The following is a 22797-nucleotide window of genomic DNA, read 5'->3' as shown; positions in this document are numbered from 1 at the left end:
GGCGCGCAGGCCCCCGTTGTCACGGCACAAATCGCTGAACAAACCGCACCACCCGCTTTACAAGATCGCTTTCGAACAGCCGCGGGCTGAAATAGGCCCCCGCCGCCCGTTTGTTGACTTCACCGATTGTCGGATAAGGAGCCACCATGGCGGCAATCTGGCTCATTTTCATGCCATTTGCCAGAGCCAGCGCCCAAAGGCCGATCAGTTCCCCCGCCTGATGGCCGACAATGGAGGCGCCCACGGGCCTGCCCTTGACCACCATCACCTTGATAAAGCCATTGGTCTTGCGTTCCGCCAGGGCCCGGTCGTTGTGTTCATAGTGGAACCGCACCACCTCCAGCCTGTCGCCGTGTTTCTCCTGCGCCTCGGCCTCTGTCTGCCCGACCTGCGCCAGTTCCGGGTCGGTATAGGTCGCCCAGGGGATATGGGCTGTCTTTGCCCTGGACGGCAAGCCAAACAGCATGGAACGGATGATGACCCCGGCATGATAGCCCGCCACATGGGTGAATTGCAGCCCGCCTGCCACATCCCCGATGGCATAGACCTTGCGGTTGCTGGTGCGCAGGGATGTGTCCACGTCGATTCCGTTCCTGGCCGGTTTGATCCCGGCCTTGTCGAGGTCCAGTTTGTCGGTATTGGCCTTGCGCCCCACCGCGATCAGCAGGTGAGAGCCCTTGAAGACACGGCCATCCTTTGCCTCGACCTCGATGGCGCCTGCGGTGCCGCGGACCTCGGCGGCGGTGGCGTTCTCCTCGATCACGACACCTTCGTCGCGCAGGGTATCCAGAACAATGCGGGCGGTTTCGGGGTCATCCTTGCCCAGCGCCCTTTCCCCTTCGATCACGGTGACCTTGCAGCCCAGCCGCAGATGGGCCTGGGCCATCTCAATCCCGATGGGGCCACCGCCGATGATCAGCAGATGTTCCGGCTTCTCACGCAGGGCGAACAGGGTTTCGTTGGTCTCATAGGGCACCTTGTCGAGCCCCGGTATTGGCGGCACCAGCGGCGATGACCCGGTGGCGATCACGATGCGCCGGGCCTTGATCACCGTTTCGCCCGCCTGCACCTCGTCCTGCGAGATGAAACGCCCGTAGTCGCGGATCACCTTGACACCCAACCCCTCGAACCGCTCCTGGCTGTCCACCGGGGCAATCTGCGCGATCACATCCGCCACGTGATCCTTGGCGGCGGCGTAATCCGCTGCGCCGGAGGCATTGGCCACACCGTATTGCGCCGCGTGGCGCTGGGCATGGGCCGCCTTGCCGCTGGCAATCAGAGCCTTGGAGGGCACGCAGCCGTAGTTCAGACAGTCGCCGCCCATCTCATGGCCTTCCAGCAGGACCACATCGGCCCCCATCTGGACCGCGCCCGCCGCGACGGACAACCCGCCGGAGCCGGCACCGATGATCAGGATGTCTGTCTTGATCCGGTTCATTTCAATACGTCCTTCCGGCCTGTGGCCCATTTGAGTGCGACAGGCAGCAAAGACAATGCACAGAGCCCGAGGATGGGGAACAAGATATGCGGCTCGAAGATGATGCCAAGGTTCGGTGTCTCACCACGCGCGAAAACCTCGCCCAGGCCCGCGCCGACCGAGGTATAAACAACAGCCCCCGGCATGATCCCGAAGAAGGTGGAGACCACAAAGCGATAGAGCGGCACCGCCAGGAAGGCCGGGATCAGATTGGCGACAAAGAAGGGCACCGCAGGCACAAGGCGGATGAAAAACAGCATCGACCACTGGTTTTCGTCCAGGCCCTTCCTGATCTTTGACACCAGCCCTTCGGAGGCCGCCATCCGCGCCCTGAGCGCCTGCCCCAGCCCCATGCGCGCGGCAAGGAAGATCAGCGTCGCGCCGGTGGTGGCGGCAATCACGTTGAAACCCGCGCCCAGGACAGTGCCGAACAGGAAGCCCCCGGTCAGGGTCGCGATTGTGGCCCCCGGCAGGGAAAAGGCGACGATCACGACATAGGCCGTCATGAAGAGCAGCGCGCTTGCCAGATAATTGCTGTCCCGAAAGGCGATCAGCGCCTCGCGGTTGTCGCGCAGTGCGTCGAAGCTGAGGTAATCGCGCAGCGTGAATGCCCCCACCGCCGCCGCGACGGCAATCGCGATCAGGGGAAGAATGCGCGCCCGGTGCGATCCGGTGTTTTTTCCATCGGTCATGTCAGCCATTTCCGTACCCCTGCTGCAGATCAGCCATCTGCCTGTTTCACAGATGATCCGGAACGCGGGCCACGCCTAGCCCTATCACGGCCCCTTGAACCACAGTGTGCTTTTCAGTGTAGTTTCACGAAAGATCGGCCTGAATTGAAATATTTGCCACCCGCGCCAGATAAATTGTTGCAACCGGGCGGGAAAACCGGCCAGCAGGGTTTGACTTGCCCGCGCATCCTGACTAGAGAGCGGGTCTGAATTGACGTGACGGGCCGAATCTGCGCCCCGCATGACCTATTGGAGATGGACGCGATGAAACGCACCTTTCAACCTTCGAACCTCGTCCGCAAGCGTCGGCACGGTTTTCGTGCACGCATGGCCACCAAAGCGGGCCGCAAGATCATCAACGCACGCCGTGCCCAGGGCCGGAAGTCGCTGAGCGCGTAAACCGCGCCGCGTTTTGCAAAGCTTGACACCGCCAGAGGCCCCCGTGGATGGCAGCACTGCCAATCCGGGGAACAACCCTCCGGCGGTTTCTTTGCGCCTGCAGGTACTGAAAGACCGCGCCGATTTTCTGCGTGCGTCCCGCGCCAGCCATGTCGCGATGCCTGGCTTCGTGATCCAGATGCGCAGACGCAAGCCGGATGAAACGCCTGACCCGGATGTCATCCGCGTGGGGTTCACCTGCTCCAAGAAGGTCGGCAATGCCGTGGCGCGCAACCGGGCAAAGCGGCGCCTGCGGGAAATCGCGCGCCTTGCCCTGCCGGTGCTGGGTCAGCCCGGATGTGACTATGTGCTGATCGGTCGGCGCGGGGCCACGGCCACCCTGCCCTTTGCGCAATTGCAATCGGACTTTGCCCGCGCGCTGGGCAAGTTGCACAGGCCCTCCGCGTGACTGTTCTCGCCCGTATCCTTTCGGTGCCGGTGCGCGCCTATCGGCTGGTTTTCAGCCCCTGGGTCGGGTTCAACTGCCGCTATCAGCCGACCTGCAGCGCCTATGCGTTGGAGGCCCTCGAAACGCATGGGGGGCTAAAGGGCGGCTGGCTGGCACTGCGCCGGATCGGGCGCTGTCACCCCTGGGGGCGCAGCGGATATGATCCCGTGCCGCCCATGTCGCAGGACCACGGACCGCACTGAGGTCTGAGCCTGCCACCATTCCAACGGGATCAGGCGAGCTTCGCCGCTTACGACCGGCGACCTGCGCCATGCTCCTCCTGCTGAGCCGGGCACCCCCTTGTGACACCCTCCCGTGGAGACATGTCAAAAATGACATGTCATCATTTTCGGAGCGCAGGAGCAGCACGTTCCCGCTACAGGCACCGGCGAAGGGGCGAGGCCGACGGTGTTACGTCGCCTTTACCGGTCACGCCTTCAAGACGGCATCCCCGTTCGTGATCAACCGGGTCGGCATGTCGCCCGCCGCCGTTCCGGCAATTGTCAGCGCCACGTCCTTGAAAAAACCGTCATCGTCGAAATAGAACCGGTGCGATATCTGCGCGCCCTTCTGCGGAAAGGCCGCATAACGCTGCGTTGCATCGACGTCGACCTGATCCTTTTCAACCAGATCAGGCAGCCCCTTGCGCCCGGCCCGCCTGCGACCGCCATGGATGAAATCCCCCGACAATTGCAGCACCGCATCATTGCCGTTGTAGTAATTCGTCAGGCGGTTGGACCGGCGATCCATCACCAGACTGCCCCAGGCCCCCTTGCGCATCCATTCCACATCCACATCCGCCGCCGCAAACATCGCCTGATCCACGTCCCATTTACGCGCGCCGGGCGCATCGCCGACACCGGAAAACCCGCGCAACGTGAGGTAGGCCCCCATCGAATGGGCCAGCAGATGCAGCTTGAACCGGGGGCTTTCGTTCAGGAAAAGGCCAATCGCCTCGGTCACCAGATATGGCGCGACCTTCTTGGCGTCGTTGCGGTCGGAATCGTAGGCCAGCACATTGCCGTCGCTGGGCCAGTCAAAGCCGACCACCGCACCGCGATAGCCATGTTTCCGCAGCCCCTGCTCCAGCGCGGCCAGCCGGTGCAGCATGGTCGTTTGCGATGTGTTGAACCCGTGGACAAAAAACAGGATCTCGCGGCTTTGCGCCGCGCGCAGGACCTCCCGGTGCCAATCCGCGCGCGAAATGATACCGCCCTTGCTGACGGACCCCGCGCTGCTGGTGATCTGGACATAGCGGGTCAGTGCCGCGGCATTGTTGGTAAATCTGTTCGTCTGCGCATTAAAGGTGCGCCTGCTTGCAAAAAGCGTCATTTCTCAAATTCCTTTATCAATAGGATCGGCAATAAGCGGTAGCCTAGGCTCTGGACCCAATAATCTTACATGCTCAGCGGCGATTTCACGAAATTTCAAGGGTTTGAGGCGTGCCGCCAATAGTGGTTCTATTTGCAAACGACTCAAGACGTTGAAATGAAGTGAAATCTCCGCCCTTCGGGTTTGACGGATTTTCCCGCAGCCTGCGTCACATCTGCTTGAAATAGAACCACTATTCTTGCGCAGATTTTCCTAGTCTGCGAAAAAATCTGTCAAACTGAGCATATAAGATTATTGGGTCCAGAGCCTAGCATATTTTCCCCTTTAGCGCGAAACCTTCATCGCCCGCGCATCACGTCCTTGATCGCCTTTGGGCAATGGACTACTGCGATCACATGCTCGACCAACCCGAAGAAATCCACGCGCTGTTCCAGGGCGCGCCCCAGACGACGGAGTTCAAGAAGCTTCGCAAGCGGATCGTGCGCGCCACGCGCGAGGCGATAGAGCAATACGGCATGATCGCCCCAAGCGCACAGGACCCCGATGCGCCCCGTGCGCGCTGGCTGGTCTGCCTGTCCGGCGGCAAGGACAGCTATACGCTGCTGGCGGTCTTGCATGAACTGCAATGGCGCGGGCTGTTGCCTGTCGATCTGCTGGCCTGCAACCTCGATCAGGGCCAGCCCGGCTTTCCGGCAACGGTCCTGCCCGCCTTTCTGGAAAAAATGGGCGTGCCGAACCGGATCGAATACCAGGACACCTATTCGATCGTGATGGACAAGGTCCCGGCAAACCGGACCTTCTGCGCGCTGTGTTCGCGGTTGCGTCGCGGCCACCTTTACCGGATCGCCCGCGAGGAAGGCTGTTCTGCCGTGGTGCTGGGGCACCACCGCGACGACATCCTGGAAACCTTCTTCATGAACCTGTTTCACGGTGGGCGTCTGGCGACAATGCCGCCCAAACTGGTGAACGAGCAGGGCGATCTGTTCCTCTACCGCCCCCTTGCCCATGTGGCCGAGGCCGATTGCGAAAAATTCAGCGCCGCAATGAATTACCCGATCATCCCCTGCGATCTTTGCGGTTCGCAGGACGGGCTGCAACGCCAGCAGGTCAAGCAAATCCTCGATGGTTGGGAAAAAAACAGCCCCGGTCGGCGTCAGATCATGTTCCGGGCGCTGATGAACGCGCGCCCCTCGCACCTGCTGGACCCGAAACTGTTCGATTTTGCGGGCCTGTCGCTCGATCCCCAGACTTTTAGCTAAATCGGCACCACCTTTTCTCGCGACATTAACCCCCGGCTCATCCCGGTCAGGTTAAGGTCCTGCATATGCAGCGGACGCATCTTACGATCAGCGGGGAAGCACCAATGGCGCGACAGCGGGCCGGGACACTGGCAAGATGGCACAATCGTCTCTCTTCCACGCTGAACGGGCCTGGGGCATTGGTGCTGTTGCCTGCCCTGACCCTGGCCATCTACATCGCCGCTGGCGAAACCGGGCTTATCTGGTTTTCCTTATCTATCCCGGTGCTTTACTGGATATTCGGGCAAAGCATTGCGCGCTTTCGTTCGCCGGACCAGGCGGCGCAGGGCATTCTCACCCGGCAGGTGTTTTCCGACATCGTGTGCAAGACCCTGACCCAGGCCATTGCCGAAGACAGATTTGCCGTAACCTATGCCATCGCATTAAGTGAGTTCGACGCGCTTGCAGACCGATACGGACAGGCCGCCGCCGACATGGTGGTCCTGCGCACGGGCGAACGCCTGATCGCTGTTCTGCGCGAGGTGGACAGTGTCGCACAGCTTGGCGATGCCCGGTTCGGCATTTGCACGGGTCCGGTGCGCCACCTTGATCTGGAAACCTGCATTCAACTGGCGTCGCGCCTGCAAACCGCCATTGAAGAACCCGTGGCCGTCAACGGCATCAACATCTACGTCTCTGCCAGTGTCGGCTTCTGCCAGCACACGCGCGCCCCCGGCAGCGGCGGCGAGGATTGGATGCGCGCCGCTGTCACGGCCCTGCGCGAAGCACAAAGTCGGGGACCCTCCGCGATCCGGGCATTTTCCGACCAGATGCGCATCGCCATCGAAACCCGCGAAGAGATCCGCGATGATGTGGTCAAGGCCCTGGAATCCGGCCAGATCCAGCCCTGGTTTCAACCCCAGATCTCAACCGACACCGGGGAGATCACGGGGTTCGAGGCGCTGGCACGCTGGCATCATCCGCAGCGCGGCATCCTGTTGCCCAGGGATTTCCTGCCCGCCATCGAAACCGCCGGCCTGTTGGACCGGCTGACAGAAGTCATGATGTACCACACCTTTGCCGCGCTCAAGGCGTGGGACGGGGCAAATGTGGATGTGCCGCAGGTCGGTGTGAATTTCACAAGTTCGGAACTGCGCAATCCGCGCCTGACCGACAAGGTGAAATGGGAGTTGGACCGGTTCGATCTGACCCCGGACCGGCTTGCCGTTGAAGTCCTTGAAACAGTGGTGGCCTGTGCCCCGGATGACCTGATCACCCGCAATATCAATGCGCTGGGCGCAATGGGGTGCCGCATCGACCTGGATGACTTTGGTACCGGCCATGCCGCGATCACCTCGATCCGGCGGTTTTCGGTCAGCCGCATCAAGATCGACCGCTCCTTCGTGATGAAGGCCGACCGCGACCCGGAACAGCAACGCATGATCAGCGCAATCCTGACCATGGCCGAAAGGCTGGAGGTGGAAACCCTGGCAGAGGGTGTCGAAACCGTGGGCGAACACGTTCTGCTGGCGCAGCTGGGCTGCAATCATGTGCAGGGCTATGGCATCGGGCGGCCCATGCCGTTCGACCAGACCCTGGACTGGATCAGCCGCCACACCGCCAAACTGGCCGACACCCCCCGTTTCATGGATGGCAAGAGCGGCTGACGACCTGTTGCGGTTCAGGCCCCGCGCCTTGCAAAATCCACCTGCACGGACTGCGTCGGATCATCGCGCAGACCAGAGGTTTTACCCGAATCCGCTTGACCTCTGGGCCTCAACTCTGTTCAACCCACCCAGATCAAAAGTATCCCGAAGGTGGCGGTCCCCATGGACGAACAGAACAAGAATCTCATTCTCGCGACGGCACTCAGTTTCATCGTGATCCTTGCCTGGTTCGTGCTCTTTCCACCGCCGGAACCGAACACCGCTGTCGACGGCACAACACCGGTGACCCAGCAGGCCACCGACGGGACGGTGCCCGTGGCACCTGCCGATACCGCAACCGCACCGATTTCGGGCGAGTCCGACACCGCATCACCCGTTTCGCTTGCCGATGCGCCCCGCGTCAACATCGAAACGCCGCGCCTGACCGGCTCCATCTCGCTGGTCGGCGGACGGATCGACGATCTGAAGCTCAAGGATTACCGCACCACGCTGGACGAGAACGCGCCGATCGTCACGCTGCTGTCGCCCCAGGGCACCACAGACGCCTATTATGCCCTGCAGGGCTGGGCCGCCGGCACCGGCATTGACCCCACGGCTGTTCCCGGCCCCGACACCGAATGGTCCCTGGCCGAAGGCGACACGCTGGGCGTCGATTCCCCCGTGACCCTGACCTGGGACAACGGCGCAGGCCAGGTCTTTAGCCGCACGATCTCGGTCGATGACAACTACATGTTCACGCTGGGCCAGGGGGTCACCAACAACGGCGAAGCCCCGGTCTCCCTTGCGCCCTATGGCATGATCGTCCAGCACACCCAGCCCGATGATCTGCAAAATTTCTTCATCCTGCATGAAGGCGCAGTGTCGATCGCCAATGACGAGTTGATCGAGACCGACTGGGGCGACATCGCTGAGGCGGATGCCAACGCGAAATGGGGCCGCCAGGCCATCGTCAAGGAAGATGTGACCACGGGCTGGATCGGCTTTACCGACCACTTCTGGCAGGCGATCCTGATCCCCGATCAGGGCCAGCCCTTTGACCAGGCGCTGACCTATGACGCGCGGTCCGACGTTTACCGCGCCGTCACCCGCCAGCCCACGCAATCCGTGGCGCCGGGTGCGGCGGCCAACATGCAAACCCAGTTCTTTGCAGGTGCCAAGGAATGGGCCATCCTGCGCGCCTACGAAGATGCGGGCGTGCCGAAATTCATCGACAGCATCGACTGGGGCTGGTTCTTTTTCCTGACCAAGCCGATCTTCTGGCTGCTGCACGAGCTGAACAAGCTGATCGGCAACATGGGCATCGCGATCATCGGGCTGACCCTGCTGATCAAGGCGATCCTGTTCCCGCTGGCCTATAAGTCCTACGTCTCCATGGCCAAGATGAAAGAGCTTCAGCCGCAGATGGAGAAGCTCAAGAAAGACGCAGGCGACGACCGCCAGAAGATGCAGCAAGGCATGATGGAGCTTTACCGCAAGGAAAAGGTGAACCCGGCGGCGGGCTGTCTGCCGATCCTGTTGCAGATCCCGATCTTCTTTTCGCTCTACAAGGTGATCTTTGTCACCATCGAACTGCGCCACGCGGCATTCTTTGGCCCGTTTCAGGACCTCAGCGCGCCCGATCCGACCTCGCTGTTCAACCTCTATGGCCTGCTGCCCTGGGCCGCCCCCGAGGCCGGCACGATCATGGCGCTGATCTTTATCGGCATCCTGCCGCTGCTGCTGGGCATCTCGATGTTCCTGCAACAGAAACTGAACCCCGCCCCTACCGACCCCACGCAACAGATGATCTTTGCCTGGATGCCCTGGGTGTTCATGTTCATGCTGGGAAGCTTTGCAAGCGGGCTGGTGGTCTACTGGATCGCGAACAACACGATCACCTTTACCCAACAATACCTGATCATGCGCAGCCAGGGCTACAAGCCTGACATCATGGGCAACATCCTGGGGTCATTCCGGCGCAAGCCAAAGCCGGACGCCAAGAAATGACAGCCCTGGCCCAACTTTTCCGCCATCCTCTCAAGAGCCACGGGCGCGAAGAGTTGCAGGCGGTGACCTTGACCGCCGGGCAGGCGATGCCCCACGACAGGCTTTGGGCCGTGGCGCACGACCATTCGAAAGCGGATGGGTCCGAATGGGCGCGCTGCGTCAATTTCAGCATCGGCACCAAGGCCCCGAAACTGGCCGCGATCAATGCTGTGCTGGGCGCGGATGGCGAAACGCTGACCCTGACGCACCCGGAACGGCCTGACCTGACCTTTCGGCCCGACAGCGAGAGCGCGCGGCTGATTGAATGGGTGCAGCCGCTGGTGCCCCAGGATCGTGCCCTGCCCGACCGGATTCTGCGTCTGTCGGGGCGCGGCTTTACTGACACTGATTTCCCGTCGGTCAGCCTGTGCAACATGGCGTCCCACCGGGCCGTTTCAGAGAAGGCTGGCGTGCCGCTTTCCAACCTGCGCTGGCGCGGTAACATCTGGTTCGACACGGGCAATGCCTGGGACGAATTCGACTGGATCGGCAAGGATGTGGCCATCGGCGGCGCGCTCTTGCACGTGCGTGCACCGATCCGCCGCTGCCTGCACACCGCCGCCAACCCCGAAACCGGCGAACGTGACGTGGACACGCTGGGTATACTCAACACCTGGGACCACCAGGACTTTGGCGTCTATGCCGAGGTGATCCAGTCAGGCCCGATTGCGATCGGCGATTCCGTCGAGGTGAGATAATGCAGCTTCCTTTCCCAGTTGCGGAAGAACCGGAACCGCAGACCCTGGAAACGGGCCGCCTGCTTTTTGCCGGGGAAACCGTGTTTGTCAAAGGTGTGGTCGCGATGGATGGCCTGCCGCCCGCCGACCGGATGGAGGTCTGCTTTGCCGGGCGTTCCAACGTCGGAAAATCCACCCTGATCAACGCGCTGACCGGGACCAAGGCGCTTGCCCGCGCCTCCAACACGCCGGGGCGGACGCAGGAGATCAATTATTTCACTGCCGGTGAGTCCCATTACCTCGTCGACCTGCCGGGCTACGGCTATGCCAATGCGCCGCTGCCGGTGGTCGAGAAATGGCAACGCCTGCTGAAGCAATATCTGGGTGGCCGGCAAACCCTGCGCCGCGCCTTTGTGCTGATCGACGCGCGCCATGGGGTGAAAAAGGTGGACGAGGAAATCCTGTCGCTGCTCGACAGTGCTGCCGTCACCTTTCAGGCGGTTCTGACCAAGGCCGACAAGGTCAAGGAAAAGGAACGCGAAAAGGTGCTGGATCAGGTCCGGGGTGCACTGGCGAAACATCCCGCTGCCTTTCCCGAAATCATCGTCACCTCTTCGGAAAAGGGCTGGGGCATTCCCACGCTTCGTGCCATCATCGCGACGCTGGAATAATCCCGCCGCCGTTCCCGGAACCAAAGGCATGAGAAAACAAGACATGAACCGCGACTGGATCGCCACCGCCAAAACCCTCAGCCAGGCCCTGCCCTATATGCAGCGCTATGCCGATGCCACCGTCGTGATCAAGCTGGGCGGACATGCCATGGGCAGCGACGAGGCGATGGATGAATTCGCGCGCGATGTCACCCTGATGCGGCAGGTCGGGGTGAACCCGGTGATCGTGCATGGCGGCGGCCCGATGATCAATGCCATGCTGAAGCGGCTGAACATCCAGTCCGAATTTGTCGATGGCCAGCGGGTCACCGACGAGGCGACGATGGAAGTGGTCGAAATGGTCCTGTCGGGCCTTGTGAATGCCCGCATCGTGCAGGCGATTTCCGAACAGGGTGGCCGCGCGGTTGGGTTGTCGGGCAAGGATTCCGGCCTGATCATCTGCGAACATGAGGACCCCCGTCTGGGACTGGTGGGCAGACCGACCCGCGTGAACCCCCGCATCCTGCGTGACATGGCGGACAAGGGGATCATCCCGGTGATCGCCCCCTTGGGCATGGGCGACGGCGGCGAGACGTTCAACATCAACGGCGATACCGCTGCGGGTGCCATTGCCGCGTCGCTCAAGGCCGACCGGCTTTTGTTGCTGACCGATGTGGCCGGGGTCAAGAATGCCGAGGGCGAAGTGCTGACCGAACTGACGGCAGCGCAGATCCGCGAGATGGTCGCGGATGGCACCATCGCCGGGGGCATGATTCCAAAGACCGTGACCGCACTGGATGCGCTGGAGGGCGGCGTGCGCGCTGCCGTGATCCTGGACGGTCGTGCGCCGAATGCCTGCCTGCTTGAGCTTTTTACCGAACACGGTGCGGGCAGCATCATCCGGCAGGGATGAATTTCGCGGCGCTTCAGCAAAGCGCCCGCGTGCGTCACCTGAGCATCCTTGGCGGCTTTCACCCCGAAGCCGGTGACGATGTCCCGCAGGATTGCCGAACCGTCCTGTTGCTGGGCCCCGATGAACCGGCCTTCTGGCCCGCCTACCGCGACAGCGCCGAGGCCACGGACGGCGCCCCCGACCCGATGGACCGCTGGTCACGGCGGATCATTGACACATGGGCCAGGACGCTGGGCGCGGTGCCGCTTTATCCCTTTGGTGGACCACCCTTTCTGCCGTTCTACACCTGGGCCCTGCGCACGGGACGGGTGCATGCCTCTCCCGTTCAGTTTCTGGTTCATGACACGGCAGGGCTGATGGTCTCTTTCCGGGGTGCGCTGGGTTTGCGCGCGCATATCGACTTGCCCGACAGGCCCCCGTCACCTTGCAAGAGTTGCAAGGCAACGCCCTGCGTGTCAGCCTGCCCGGTCGCCGCGCTGACGCCGGACGGCTACGACGTACCGGCATGCAAGGCGTATCTTGACACGGTCGCCGGACAGGCCTGTATCACGGGCGGGTGCCGGGTACGCACGGCCTGCCCGGTCTCTCAGCGCTTTGGCCGTTTGCCCGCGCAATCAGAATACCACATGCGCCAATTCAAAGGGGCCTGACATGAAACGCCTGATCCTGATGCGCCACGCCAAGTCCGACTGGTCGGGCGAAGCTTTGAACGACCACGACCGCACCCTGAACGACCGGGGCCGCGCCAATGCGCACGCGCTTGGCGACTGGCTGCGCGATGTGGGCATCCTGCCGGATGAGGTGCTCTGTTCATCTGCCGTACGGACACAAGAGACCCTGGCCGGATTGGATCTGCCTCAGAGGATCAACACCACGATCACCCGCAAGCTGTACCTCGCTTCGCAGGACCAGATCCTGAGCCTGCTACAGAGGGCAACGGGCAATTCCGTGCTGGTGCTGGGGCATAACCCCGGTGTTGGCATGTGTGCGGATGATATCGTCGCCACTGCGCCGGATCATCAACAGTTCATGGGCTTTCCGACCGGTGCGACGCTGATCGCGGATTTCGATGTCGAAGATTGGTCAGACGCGGGATGGGGCAAGGGGCGTGTCGTCACCTTTGTCGTGCCACGAGACCTATAACGCAAAGGGCGCCTGCACATCGCAGACGCCCCTTGAAAACTCATGTCAGGCAGGGACTCGCCCCACCTTTGGTCAATGGCCGAGGATCTGGCTCAGGAACAACTGGGTCCGTGGGGACTGCGGGTTGTTAAAGAACTCTTCGGGTTCGTTCTGCTCGACGATCTGGCCCTGATCCATAAAGATCACCCGGTTCGCCACCTGACGGGCAAAGCCCATCTCATGCGTCACGCAGAGCATGGTCATGCCTTCTTCGGCAAGCTCGATCATCGTGTCCAGAACCTCCTTGATCATTTCGGGGTCCAGCGCCGATGTGGGTTCATCGAACAGCATGATGCGCGGACGCATGCACAGGGACCGCGCGATGGCGACACGCTGCTGCTGACCGCCTGACAGTTGGCCGGGGTATTTGTCGGCCTGATCGGGGATCTTGACCTTTTCGAGGAAATGCATCGCGATCTCTTCGGCCTCTTTCTTGGGTGTCTTGCGCACCCAGATCGGAGCCAGCGTGCAGTTCTCCAGGATCGTCAGATGCGGGAACAGGTTGAAGTGCTGAAAGCACATGCCAACCTCGGACCGGATCTTGTCGATGTTCTTGAGGTCCGAGGACAGCACCGTGCCGTCCACCTCGATGCGTCCCTTCTGGTGTTCCTCCAGCGCGTTGATGCAGCGGATCAGCGTCGATTTGCCGGACCCGGAGGGCCCGCAGATCACGATCCGCTCGCCCCGGTAGACCGTCAGGTCGATGTCGCGCAGCACGTGGAAGGTGCCGTACCACTTGTTCATATTCTGGATCGAGATCGCGACCTCGTCCGATACTTTCATTTGTGTTGCAGTGGCCATGTGTCAGCCCTTTCTTAACGATGATCTGTCGCAAGGCGGCGTTCCAGCCACTGCGAATATTGCGAAATGCCGTAGCAGACGACAAAGAACAGGACAGAGGCGAACATCAGGAGTTCCCAATAGACCCCGTTCCAGTCCGTCGACGCCAGGATCGGCCCGCGGATCATGCCCACGATATCGAACAGCGATATGACCGAGACCAGCGTGGTGTCCTTGAACAGGCCCACCGCGATGTTCACGATGCCGGGAATGGAGATCTTGAGGGCCTGCGGCAGGATGATCAGGCGAATGGCCTGTGCATAATCCAGCCCCAGCGAATCCGCCGCCTCGTTTTGCCCCTTGGGCAAGGCTGCCAGACCGCCCCGGATTACCTCGGCGATATAGGCCGAGGAGAACATGGTGATCATGATCACCACCCGCAGGAACAGGTCCACGGTGGATTCCGGCGGAAAGAAATACGCCAGCATCACGCTTGCCACGAACAGCAGGGTGATCAACGGCACGCCCCGGATGAATTCGATGAACACCACGCAGATGCCCTTGATCAGCGGCAGGTGCGACTGACGCCCCAGCGCCAGCGCGATGCCGATGGGCAAGGACAGCGACACACAGGTCACGCCCAGCATCAGGTTCAGCATGAAGCCGCCGAGGTCCCTGCTGGGGATCGCTTCCAGCATGGCGCGGTCCGATGCCCCTTCCGGGATAAGGTAACCCCCAATCCCCCAGACGATGACCGCCGCGGCGATTCCGCCCAGAAAGCCCTTGGCAAAGCTCGCTTTGACCAACCTTGCATAGACCAGGTAGCCCGCGATGAACCCCGCCAGAGCGACCAATGGCGCAAGGATCGTACCGCCCCAAATCAGCCAATAGGCGATGAACGGGTACAGCCCGGTAAAGATCAGCAGCTTGCGCGGCAGGTCAAAGAACAGCACCGGTGCTGCGGCAAAGAACAGCAGCAGCAGGGCCAGATTGGGCCGCCAATACAGTTCCGACGGGTATTTAAAGCCGTAAAGCAACTGGTGCCACCGCTCTGTCAGGACAGAGAAACAGGCAGCGGACCGACCATCGAGAATCTCGCGGCAGGCGGCCAGGCTGTTGGTGTTCCAGATGCCGCCCAGGATCCACGGCAGGGTCGAGGACAGAACCAGCCAGATCACATAAAGCGCCGCGACCGTGAGCAATGCGTTGGCCCAGGTGGGAAACAGGTTGTCGCGCACCCATTTGACCGGCCCCGCCGCCGTGGAGGGTGGTGCGGCGGGCGGAATGGCCGTTTCGCGGACGAAGGCGACGGATTGTGCATGTGTGTCCGACATTTCAGCGCTCCTTCAGCTTGGCGGCATTGTTGTAGACGTTCATGAACGCCGAGATCAGAAGCGAGATCGTGAGGTAGAACAACATCAGCAGCAGGACACATTCGATGGCCCGGCCCGTCTGGTTCAGCGTGATGCCGCCCAGTGTCGCCGTCACATCGGCATACCCCACGGCAATCGCGAGCGATGAGTTCTTGGTGATGTTGAGGTATTGCGAAATCAGCGGCGGGATGATCACCCGCAGCGCCTGCGGCAGCACCACCAGGTTCATCACCCGTCCCGGACGCAGGCCCAGGGCCGCAGCGGCCTCTGTCTGGCCCTTGGACACCGCCTGGATGCCTGCACGCACGTTCTCCGCGATGAAGGCACCGGTATAGATCGACAGCGCGAACCAGAGCGCAATCAGCGGCGCACCGATCTTGATCCCGCCGCCAAAGTTGAAGCCCTTCAGTTCGGGGTAGTCCAGACCGATGGGGGAGCCCATGATGAAAAAGGCAAGGATCGCAGGCAGCAGGAATATCCCGACCGAAGGCCAGAACATCGGCAACAGCTTGCCCGTGTCATAGAGCAGCTTTGTCGCATAGCGGCGGTAGGCAAACACCCCGATGATGGACAGCACAAAGACCGCCACAACCACCATTGACCCCGCCCCCCAGACCGGCGCGGGGACATAGACACCGCGGTTGGTAAAGGCAAAGGCTCCGAACAACATCGAAGAAGCCGGATCCTCGCCCCGGAATGCGCTGGGCGCAGGCATCGAGGCGGTCATCACGGTGAAGATGATGATGATCCAGATCAGCACGGGAATGTTGCGGAAAATTTCCACGTAGACAGCCATCAGCTTGCGCACCAGCCAGTTCGGCGAAAGCCGCAGGACCCCGGCGATCACGCCAAAGACCGTCGCCGTAGCGCAGGCCAGCAATGCAACCAGCAGCGTGTTGAGAATGCCGACGACGGCGGCTCTCAGGTGCGTGGACCGGCTGCTGTATTCGATCAGCGTCTGGTTGATGTCATAGTTCGAGGCGCTGCCGAGAAACCCGTAAGAGATGTTCAGCCCGGCGGCCCGCAGGTTCTGGATCAGGTTGTTGCCAAGGTAGACAATCGCAAGGGCCAGCAACAGGGCCGCAATGGCCTGCATTGTCAGCGACCGATAGCGCGTATCGTTCAACAGCATAGAGAGCTTGAACGACTCCTTCGGGGGGTCGGTGAGTGTTGTCATCAGATTTTTCCCTGTGTCCCATGCCTTGATTTTTTTTCACTGTGCCTTTGTGGCACATGCGGCAGGGTCATTATTGGTCGTCGGCACCGCATTGAATAGGTTTGGTGCCGTCAGGCGCGAAGGGCGCGGAATGCTCCGCGCCCTTCGGCAGTTCTGTTCAGCGGAAAGGCGGGCTGTAAAGCAGGCCACCGTCTGTCCACTGGGCGTTCAGCCCGCGTGCCAGGCCGATGGGTGTATCTTCGCCGATGTTGGTGGCAAAGATCTCGCCGTAGTTGCCTTGCGTTTCGATGGCGCGCTTGGCCCAATCTGCATCCAGGCCCAGCATGGCGCCCAGTTCCCCTTCGGTGCCCAGCAGGCGCGCGATTTCGGGGTTGTTGGTCGAGGAAGCCATTTCACCGACGTTTGCAGAGGACACGCCCAGCTCTTCGGCTGCGATCAGCGCGTTCAGGGTCCAGCGGACCACATCGCCCCATTCGCTGTCGCCGTGACGGACCAGCGGGCCCAGCGGCTCTTTCGAGACGATTTCAGGCAGCAGGACGTGATCGCCCGGATTTTCGAAGGCGGCACGTGTCGCGGCCAGGCCGGACGCGTCTGTTGTGTAGACGTCGCAGGCACCGGCAAGGTACTGCTGCTGCGCTTCGGCGTTGGTTTCGATCGGCACCGGCTCGTAGCTGATGTTGTTCACGCGGAAGAAGTCCGCGAGGTTCAGCTCGGTTGTTGTACCGGTCTGGATGCAGACGGTCGCGCCGTCCAGATCCTTGGCCGAGGATACGCCCAGTGCCTTGGGCACCATGAAGCCCTGACCGTCGTAGTAGTTCACGCCGATAAAGTCGAACTTCAGGTCGACATCGCGCGAGAAGGTCCAGGTGGTGTTACGGGCCAGCACGTCGATTTCGCCGGATGCCAGCGCGGTAAAGCGTGTCTTGCCGGTGGTCGGGACGAATTCGACAGCAGTCGCATCCCCCAGGACCGCAGCGGCGACAGCGCGGCATACCGCAACGTCAAAGCCCTTCCATTCACCGTTCGCGTCTGGTGCCGCGAAACCGATCAGACCGGTTGTCACGCCACAGTTCAGTGTGCCGCGTGCCTTGACATCGTCAAGTGTGGCTGCGCCGGCAGCGCCGGCAGCCAGACCTGCAACGGTCAACGCACCAAAAATCATAGATTTGTTCATTTTTACCTCTTCCTGATAATCCGCCACGTTCTGGACGGTTGATCCGACACTTCCATGCCGGAGGCGATACTGTGCAGGTGTCCCCATGCTCAGTGTAGGTTAATGTGCTCGGATTCCCGTAAAAAGGTCAAGGGTCAGCCCTCGGGTTTTCGCCCGATTAACAAGAAACCGCCCGCAGGATGCCCCGCATCGGGTCTAATCGGCCTGACTGAGGGCAAACATATGGCAGGCGTGCAAAAAGGCTGCTTTCTTGATTTCGGCCAATGCTTCGGCGGCGTCATCGCGGCCCCATTGTTCAGCCTGCCATGCCTCATCCAGCCGCGAAATGTCCCACAGAACCTCTGTGTCGCGCGCGCCCATGGTTGCGGCAAACCCCAGGATCAGTGAGCCCGAGAGGCTGACCAGATCGTGAAAGGCGGCCAGTTCGAAATTGTTCAACGCATGTGTCCGCGCGCGCAAGGTATCCAGTGTAGCAGGGGCCTGCGGCGCGTGTATTATGCCGATCCGGGGCATCAGCCGCGCGCCCAGCACCTCTTCGGCCCAATCAAGCATCGGGTCCCAATGCGCCGCCTGCCGCGCCACCAGTTCTTCGGGCGCGTCAGCACGATAGCACAGGAGGTCGGCATCGCCGTAGTCGGCCAGCATATCCGCCACTTCGGCGTGTTGCACGGCAACCTTGTCGATCGCCGAATTGGCGGTCTTTGTGACCGGCATCAGGTTCGGGTTGATCACCCCTTCCTGCGCGTCCCATTCGACAGCAACCGCCCTTGCCATCTTGTCGGTGGGCAGGATCAGCGGTTGTTTCGCCGGTGTCTTGACCGGCCTGCCGTCCAGTTCAACCGCGAATCCGTTCGCGGCGGGGACAACTGCCGCCTGTTTCCAGAATCTCTTGGCTTTCCAGTCGCTCACGCGGGCATCCCCCAAATCAGGTCCAGCGCCGCTGGCAGGGCGTCGAAACTGTCAATCACCCGCCCCGCGCGGGTCAGGCGATGGCGATCATGGTAACCCCAACTGACGCCGACACCCGCAATGCCCGCGGCATGGGCCATATCCATGTCAAAGCTCGTATCGCCCACCATCACCGCCCCGTCGGCTGTGACCCCTGTCTCCGACAGGGCGGCCAGCAGCATGGAGGGATGCGGCTTGGACGGGTGAAAATCGGCGCATTGCTGGGTCTGGAACATGCCGCCCAGCCCATGCCCCTCGATCAGCTTGTCCAACCCCCGCCGCGATTTGCCGGTGGCAACACCCAGCAAGATGTCATCCCTGTCGCGCAACGATTGCAGGGCCGCCAGAGCACCGGGATAGAGGGGCGAAGACTGTGCCACCCCTGCCGTGGCCCGCAAATCCATATAGGCGGCCTTGTAGGCCCCGACCATGCGATCATGGTCGGCACCCGCCAAAGACGGTGCAAGACTGGCCATCGCCACGTCCAGCGAAAGCCCGACAATCCCCAGAATCTCGGCCCGCTGCGGCAAAGGCACGCCAACCGCAGCAAAGGCGGCAGTCATGGCCGCCACGATGTCGCCCTGGCTGTCGACAAGGGTGCCGTCCACGTCGAAAATCACCAGTCTGAGGGGCGCGCCGCTCATCCCCAGCCTTCCTCGAACGGATCGTCCGGCACATCGGCCGGGAACCACTGGAACGTCTCCCAGGTGCGGGCCATATGGTCGGGCAAGGGGGCCACCAGTTTCAGGACCGCCTTGGTCACCGGATGCTCCACCGTCAGGCTGCGCGCGTGCAGGTGCAGCTTTTTGGAGATATCGCCCCCCAGTTGCGCGCCCCAGCCATCGCCGGGGTTGTCCTGGCCCGAGCCGCCATATTTGCCGTCGCCCACGATGGGATGCCCGATCTCGGCCATATGCGCGCGCAACTGGTGGGTGCGGCCCGTCACCGGGATCAGCGCGGCCCAGCAGGTGCGGCTGCCGGCCTGTGCCAGAACGGCGTAATCGGTGGTGGCCCGCTTGGCCCCTTCGGTGCTGTCGATGTCGGCGGGATGCACCGCGATCATCTTTTCACCTTCACCGCGGGCGCCGTGACCGCCTGCCTTGACCAGCCCGAACTTGATCTGCCCGTTCTTGGGATGCGGCACGCCGGCGATGGCGGCCCAGTAGATCTTGCGCGTCTCGCGGTGCCGGAAATTTGCCGTCAATGCCTGCGCGACAGCACGGGTGCGCGCCATGATCAGAACGCCCGATGTGTCCTTGTCGAGCCGATGGACCAGACGCGGCTTTTCATCCAGGTCGAACATCAGCGCCTCGGCCAGCGCATCCACATGCCGGTCGGACTGGCCAGAGCCGCCCTGAACCGGCAGGCCCGGCGGCTTGTTCAGCGCGATCACATGGTCGTCGCGATAAATCACGCAGGACCGGATGAACTTGGCATCCGCATCCGTCACGCGGGTGCGTTTGGGCGGCGGCGGGGCCTCGCTGTCCGGCAGGGGCGGGATGCGCACCTGCTGGCCGACCTCAAGGCGCGTCGCACCCTTGACGCGGCCGCCATCGACGCGGATCTCGCCCTTGCGGCACATCTTGTCGACGCGCCCCTGCGAAATTTGCGGAAACTGCCGTTTGAACCAGCGGTCCAGGCGTTGATCGCCATCGCCCTCCTGCACGGTCAATGTCTGTACCTTGCTCATCCGAAGATCCCCCGCGAGGCCCAGAGCCCCAGCATCAATGCCGCCACGGACAAGCCGACGGAGGCGCATACATAAAACCCTGCCTGCCCATAGGCCTGGCGTTCGATCAGGGTGACCGTTTCCAGCGAAAAGGCGGAAAAGGTGGTAAAGCCGCCCAGAAGCCCGGTCATCACGAAGGGGCTGTAATGGGTCAACCCCTTGTGTGCGGCGAACACGACAAATGCCCCCATCAGGAAGGACCCGACCACGTTTACCGTGATGATGGCCAGCGGAAAGTCCTGTGGGCCGGTCAGGCGCAGCATCGCGACACCGGACAGGAACCGCAGCGCGGCACCGATGGCACCGCCGAGCGCAACAAGAGACAAGGTTGAAATCATGCGGCGTCTGTCACGGTTTGCGCGGCAATTGTCAAGAATTCACGCCCTTGGCCCGCCTTTGCAGGCAATTGTCACCCGAACCCTTGCCAGGAACATGTCGCGCCTGGCGTCTTGGTAAGCCAGAATTATCCCGGTGTGGCCCGGTGTGGCCCGGTGTGGCCCGGTGTGGCCCGGTGTGGCCCGGAAATGACGACATGTCATGCAAGACATGTCAAATAAGACAGGTCTTGCATGACATGTCTTCTTGGGTGGGGGGCGGCAGAACCGACAGCCAGAACGCCAGATTATTCCGCCCCACCCCGCTTGCTCCGCAGCTTCGCGAAATACTCCAGCCGCTTTTTCAGTTCCCGCTCGAACCCCCGCTCGACCGGGGCATAAAGCGCCTGCCGCGCTACCCCCTCCGGAAAATAATCCTGCCCCGAAAACCCGTCTTCGGCATCATGGTCATAGGCATAGCCATCGCCGTACCCCTGTTCCTTCATCATCTTCGTGGGCGCATTCAGGATATGTTTGGGCGGCGGGGCCGATCCGGTTTCTTTCGCTGCCCGCCGCGCGCCCTTGTAGGCGACATAGGCGGCGTTCGACTTGGGCGCGAGCGCCAGATAGGTCACCGCCTGCGCCAGCGCCAGTTCCCCCTCGGGGCTGCCAAGTCGCTCGAAGGTCTCCCAGGACTGCAGGCAGACCGCTTGGGCCTGGGGATCGGCGAGCCCGATGTCCTCCACCGCCATGCGGGTGATCCGCCGCGCGAGGTAACGGGGGTCCTCGCCGCCTTCCAGCATCCGCGCGAACCAGTAAAGCGCCGCATCCGGGTCTGACCCCCGCACCGATTTGTGCAGCGCCGAGATCAGGTTGTAATGGGCATCCCCGCCCTTGTCGTATTGCGCCGCCCGCCGCATCAGCCGCGCCGCCAGCGCCGTCTTGTCCAGCTTGCCATCGACCTTCCAGGCGACCAGCTGCTCGATCAGGTTCAGCAGCGCCCGCCCATCGCCATCGGCCATCTCCAGCAGGGCCGCGCGGGCATCGGGCTGCAGGGGCAGGTCCACCTCAAGTTCCTGTTCGGCGCGCCGGGCCATCTGTTCGAGTTCATCAATCGACAGCCGCTCCAGCACCAGCACCTGCGCGCGCGACAGGACCGCCGCGTTCAGTTCGAAGCTGGGGTTCTCGGTGGTCGCCCCCACCAACAGGATCGTGCCATCCTCCATATGCGGCAGGAACCCATCCTGCTGCGCCTTGTTGAAACGGTGAATCTCATCGACAAACAGCAAGGTCCCCTGCCCCTGCCGCCGCCGCATCTTGGCCGCGTCAAAGACCTTGCGCAGTTCCGGCACCCCACTGAAAATCGCGCTGATCTGCACGAAATGCAGGTCCGTCTCATCCGCCAGAAGGCGCGCGATGGTGGTCTTGCCCACCCCCGGCGGCCCCCAGAATATCAGCGAGGACAGCGCACCCGACCCCAGCATCACGGTCAGCGGCGCATCTGGCCCCAGAACCTTGTGCTGGCCAATAACTTCGGAAATGGTACGCGGTCGCAGCCGGTCCGCCAGCGGGCGATGCCCGCCGCTTTCGCCCGCATCCCCGGTATCGAACAGATCTGCCACCGCTCAGACCCGGAACCGCAGAAAGCTCCGGCGGGTGCCGCGCTGGATCACGATATCGAACCGCCGGACCTCACCGCCGAACAGGGCTTGCAGGTCCTTGGGGTCTTCGACCTCCACACCATTGACGGACAAAAGAATATCGCCATTGCGCAGCCCGACGCGCGGACCGAACCGGCCCGCGTCCAGCACGACGACGCCAGACGCCTCCAACGGCAGGTTCAACTCTGAAATCACCGCCGGGTTCACCCGCGCGATCCGAAGGTCCGGCAGGATGCTGCGCTCGGGCAGCACCACTTCGTTCCGCGGCGGCATGTCCGGCGCGGCGATCAGCGAGACTTCGGTTTCCTTCTCCTCCCCGTCCCGCCGGAAGCGCACCGGTGCCTCGCTGCCAAGGCCCGCAACGCTCATTCGATAAATCATCTCATTGGGCGTATGCACCGGCTCATCGCCCACATGGGTGATCACATCCCCCACTTGCAACCCGGCCTCCAGAAACGGGCTGGCCTCGTGCAGGCCAGAGACGATGATCCCGCCTGCCCGGTCCAGCCCCAGTGGCCCCGCCATGTCGCTGTCCACCGGCTGGCCGCTGATCCCCGCCCAGGGACGGGCAAACGCCACCGCGCCCGCGCGCGCCTGCGTGACAAAGGCCTCTACCAGGTCCGCAGGGATCGCAAAGCCGATGCCGTTGGACCCGCCCGACCGGGTCAGGATCGAGGTGTTGATCCCGATCAACTGCCCTGCCATGTCGATCAGCGCACCGCCGGAATTGCCGGGGTTGATCGGCGCATCGGTCTGGATGAAATAGCCCAGCCCCGAATTGCCGCCCCCCGCCCCGGAGCGCGCCCGCCCCGCAACAATGCCACTGCTCACCGTCTGGCCCACGCCAAACGGATTGCCAATCG

The 22797-nt window shown here is 62.3% G+C and carries 24 protein-coding genes; 11 read left to right on the top strand and 13 right to left on the bottom strand.

Annotated elements, in window-relative coordinates; all coding sequences use genetic code 11:
- Window positions 1–19: 19 nt before the first annotated feature.
- Window positions 20–1438, bottom strand: coding sequence for a dihydrolipoyl dehydrogenase family protein (locus A8B82_RS07290; RefSeq protein WP_067290215.1), 1419 nt, complete (start codon window positions 1436–1438; stop codon window positions 20–22).
- On the bottom strand, window positions 1435–2178 hold the full coding sequence (locus tag A8B82_RS07285; RefSeq protein ID WP_067290213.1) for a TVP38/TMEM64 family protein: 744 nt from the start codon (window positions 2176–2178) through the stop codon (window positions 1435–1437). The genes A8B82_RS07290 and A8B82_RS07285 overlap by 4 nt, the downstream gene beginning before the upstream one ends.
- Before the next feature lie 294 nt (window positions 2179–2472).
- Here A8B82_RS07285 and rpmH point away from each other — a divergent pair, with 294 nt between their 5' ends.
- The 3 genes from rpmH to yidD are packed head-to-tail and all read left to right on the top strand — an operon-like array spanning window position 2473 to window position 3297.
- Window positions 2473–2607, top strand: coding sequence for a 50S ribosomal protein L34 (gene rpmH / locus A8B82_RS07280; RefSeq protein WP_007118882.1), 135 nt, complete (start codon window positions 2473–2475; stop codon window positions 2605–2607).
- Between the two features lie 22 nt (window positions 2608–2629).
- Window positions 2630–3055 carry a ribonuclease P protein component gene (gene rnpA, locus A8B82_RS07275; RefSeq protein ID WP_162841707.1) on the top strand — a complete coding sequence of 142 codons (426 nt, stop codon included), beginning with the start codon at window positions 2630–2632 and terminating at the stop codon, window positions 3053–3055.
- Window positions 3052–3297, top strand: a complete 246-nt coding sequence (yidD, locus tag A8B82_RS07270; RefSeq protein WP_067290207.1) for a membrane protein insertion efficiency factor YidD — start codon at window positions 3052–3054, stop codon at window positions 3295–3297. Before rnpA ends, yidD begins: the two co-directional genes overlap by 4 nt.
- A gap of 226 nt (window positions 3298–3523) precedes the next feature.
- Here yidD and A8B82_RS07265 read toward each other — a convergent pair whose 3' ends face one another.
- A complete protein-coding gene (locus A8B82_RS07265; RefSeq protein WP_067290204.1) occupies window positions 3524–4426 on the bottom strand; it encodes an alpha/beta fold hydrolase in 903 nt (300 codons plus the stop codon).
- A gap of 395 nt (window positions 4427–4821) precedes the next feature.
- On the opposite strand from A8B82_RS07265, the gene ttcA reads away from it, so the two are divergent.
- From ttcA to A8B82_RS07225, 8 genes are all read left to right on the top strand, one after another.
- Window positions 4822–5685, top strand: a complete 864-nt coding sequence (ttcA, locus tag A8B82_RS07260) for a tRNA 2-thiocytidine(32) synthetase TtcA (RefSeq protein WP_067290201.1) — start codon at window positions 4822–4824, stop codon at window positions 5683–5685.
- Between the two features lie 104 nt (window positions 5686–5789).
- Window positions 5790–7331 carry a putative bifunctional diguanylate cyclase/phosphodiesterase gene (locus A8B82_RS07255; protein ID WP_067290199.1) on the top strand — a complete coding sequence of 514 codons (1542 nt, stop codon included), beginning with the start codon at window positions 5790–5792 and terminating at the stop codon, window positions 7329–7331.
- Window positions 7332–7493: 162 nt separating this feature from the next.
- On the top strand, window positions 7494–9317 hold the full coding sequence (gene yidC, locus A8B82_RS07250; protein WP_067290196.1) for a membrane protein insertase YidC: 1824 nt from the start codon (window positions 7494–7496) through the stop codon (window positions 9315–9317).
- A complete protein-coding gene (locus A8B82_RS07245) occupies window positions 9314–10054 on the top strand; it encodes an MOSC domain-containing protein (protein WP_067290193.1) in 741 nt (246 codons plus the stop codon). Before yidC ends, A8B82_RS07245 begins: the two co-directional genes overlap by 4 nt.
- Window positions 10054–10704 carry a ribosome biogenesis GTP-binding protein YihA/YsxC gene (yihA, locus tag A8B82_RS07240; RefSeq protein ID WP_067290190.1) on the top strand — a complete coding sequence of 217 codons (651 nt, stop codon included), beginning with the start codon at window positions 10054–10056 and terminating at the stop codon, window positions 10702–10704. Before A8B82_RS07245 ends, yihA begins: the two co-directional genes overlap by 1 nt.
- A gap of 28 nt (window positions 10705–10732) precedes the next feature.
- A complete protein-coding gene (gene argB / locus A8B82_RS07235) occupies window positions 10733–11596 on the top strand; it encodes an acetylglutamate kinase (protein WP_201120761.1) in 864 nt (287 codons plus the stop codon).
- Between the two features lie 29 nt (window positions 11597–11625).
- Window positions 11626–12246: a ferredoxin gene (locus A8B82_RS07230; protein WP_443069330.1), complete on the top strand. Its 621-nt coding sequence runs from the start codon at window positions 11626–11628 to the stop codon at window positions 12244–12246.
- 1 nt (window position 12247) lies between these two features.
- Window positions 12248–12739, top strand: a complete 492-nt coding sequence (locus A8B82_RS07225) for a SixA phosphatase family protein (protein WP_067290181.1) — start codon at window positions 12248–12250, stop codon at window positions 12737–12739.
- A 72-nt stretch (window positions 12740–12811) separates the two neighbouring features.
- Here A8B82_RS07225 and A8B82_RS07220 read toward each other — a convergent pair whose 3' ends face one another.
- The 10 genes from A8B82_RS07220 to A8B82_RS07175 form a co-directional block, all read right to left on the bottom strand.
- Window positions 12812–13579 (bottom strand): amino acid ABC transporter ATP-binding protein, encoded by a 768-nt coding sequence (locus A8B82_RS07220; RefSeq protein ID WP_067290178.1) that lies wholly within the window; start codon window positions 13577–13579, stop codon window positions 12812–12814.
- Between the two features lie 14 nt (window positions 13580–13593).
- Window positions 13594–14892: an amino acid ABC transporter permease gene (locus tag A8B82_RS07215; protein ID WP_067290176.1), complete on the bottom strand. Its 1299-nt coding sequence runs from the start codon at window positions 14890–14892 to the stop codon at window positions 13594–13596.
- Between the two features lies 1 nt (window position 14893).
- Window positions 14894–16108: an amino acid ABC transporter permease gene (locus A8B82_RS07210; protein WP_067290173.1), complete on the bottom strand. Its 1215-nt coding sequence runs from the start codon at window positions 16106–16108 to the stop codon at window positions 14894–14896.
- Window positions 16109–16265: 157 nt separating this feature from the next.
- Window positions 16266–17282: an amino acid ABC transporter substrate-binding protein gene (locus A8B82_RS07205; RefSeq protein ID WP_067290170.1), complete on the bottom strand. Its 1017-nt coding sequence runs from the start codon at window positions 17280–17282 to the stop codon at window positions 16266–16268.
- A 195-nt stretch (window positions 17283–17477) separates the two neighbouring features.
- Entirely contained in the window at window positions 17478–18191 is a 714-nt protein-coding gene (locus tag A8B82_RS07200; RefSeq protein WP_067290230.1) for an ATP12 family chaperone protein, read from the bottom strand.
- The gene (locus A8B82_RS07195) at window positions 18188–18874 is read right to left on the bottom strand and encodes an HAD-IA family hydrolase (protein WP_067290167.1); all 687 of its coding nucleotides are present in this window, start codon (window positions 18872–18874) and stop codon (window positions 18188–18190) included. The genes A8B82_RS07200 and A8B82_RS07195 overlap by 4 nt, the downstream gene beginning before the upstream one ends.
- A complete protein-coding gene (locus A8B82_RS07190) occupies window positions 18871–19920 on the bottom strand; it encodes an RluA family pseudouridine synthase (RefSeq protein ID WP_067290165.1) in 1050 nt (349 codons plus the stop codon). Before A8B82_RS07190 ends, A8B82_RS07195 begins: the two co-directional genes overlap by 4 nt.
- Complete coding sequence (gene crcB, locus A8B82_RS07185) at window positions 19917–20297, bottom strand: fluoride efflux transporter CrcB (protein ID WP_067290163.1); 381 nt, start codon at window positions 20295–20297, stop codon at window positions 19917–19919. Before crcB ends, A8B82_RS07190 begins: the two co-directional genes overlap by 4 nt.
- A 284-nt stretch (window positions 20298–20581) precedes the next feature.
- On the bottom strand, window positions 20582–21895 hold the full coding sequence (locus tag A8B82_RS07180; protein ID WP_067290161.1) for a replication-associated recombination protein A: 1314 nt from the start codon (window positions 21893–21895) through the stop codon (window positions 20582–20584).
- 3 nt (window positions 21896–21898) lie between these two features.
- Window positions 21899–22797 (bottom strand): PDZ domain-containing protein (locus A8B82_RS07175; protein ID WP_138069700.1); only part of this gene is annotated, 899 nt, incomplete at its 5' end.

The organism is Sulfitobacter sp. EhC04 (assembly GCF_001650875.1).
GTDB lineage: Bacteria > Pseudomonadota > Alphaproteobacteria > Rhodobacterales > Rhodobacteraceae > Sulfitobacter.
Note: the sequence above shows the minus strand (reverse complement) of the source record. Positions and strands in the feature narration are given on the sequence as shown.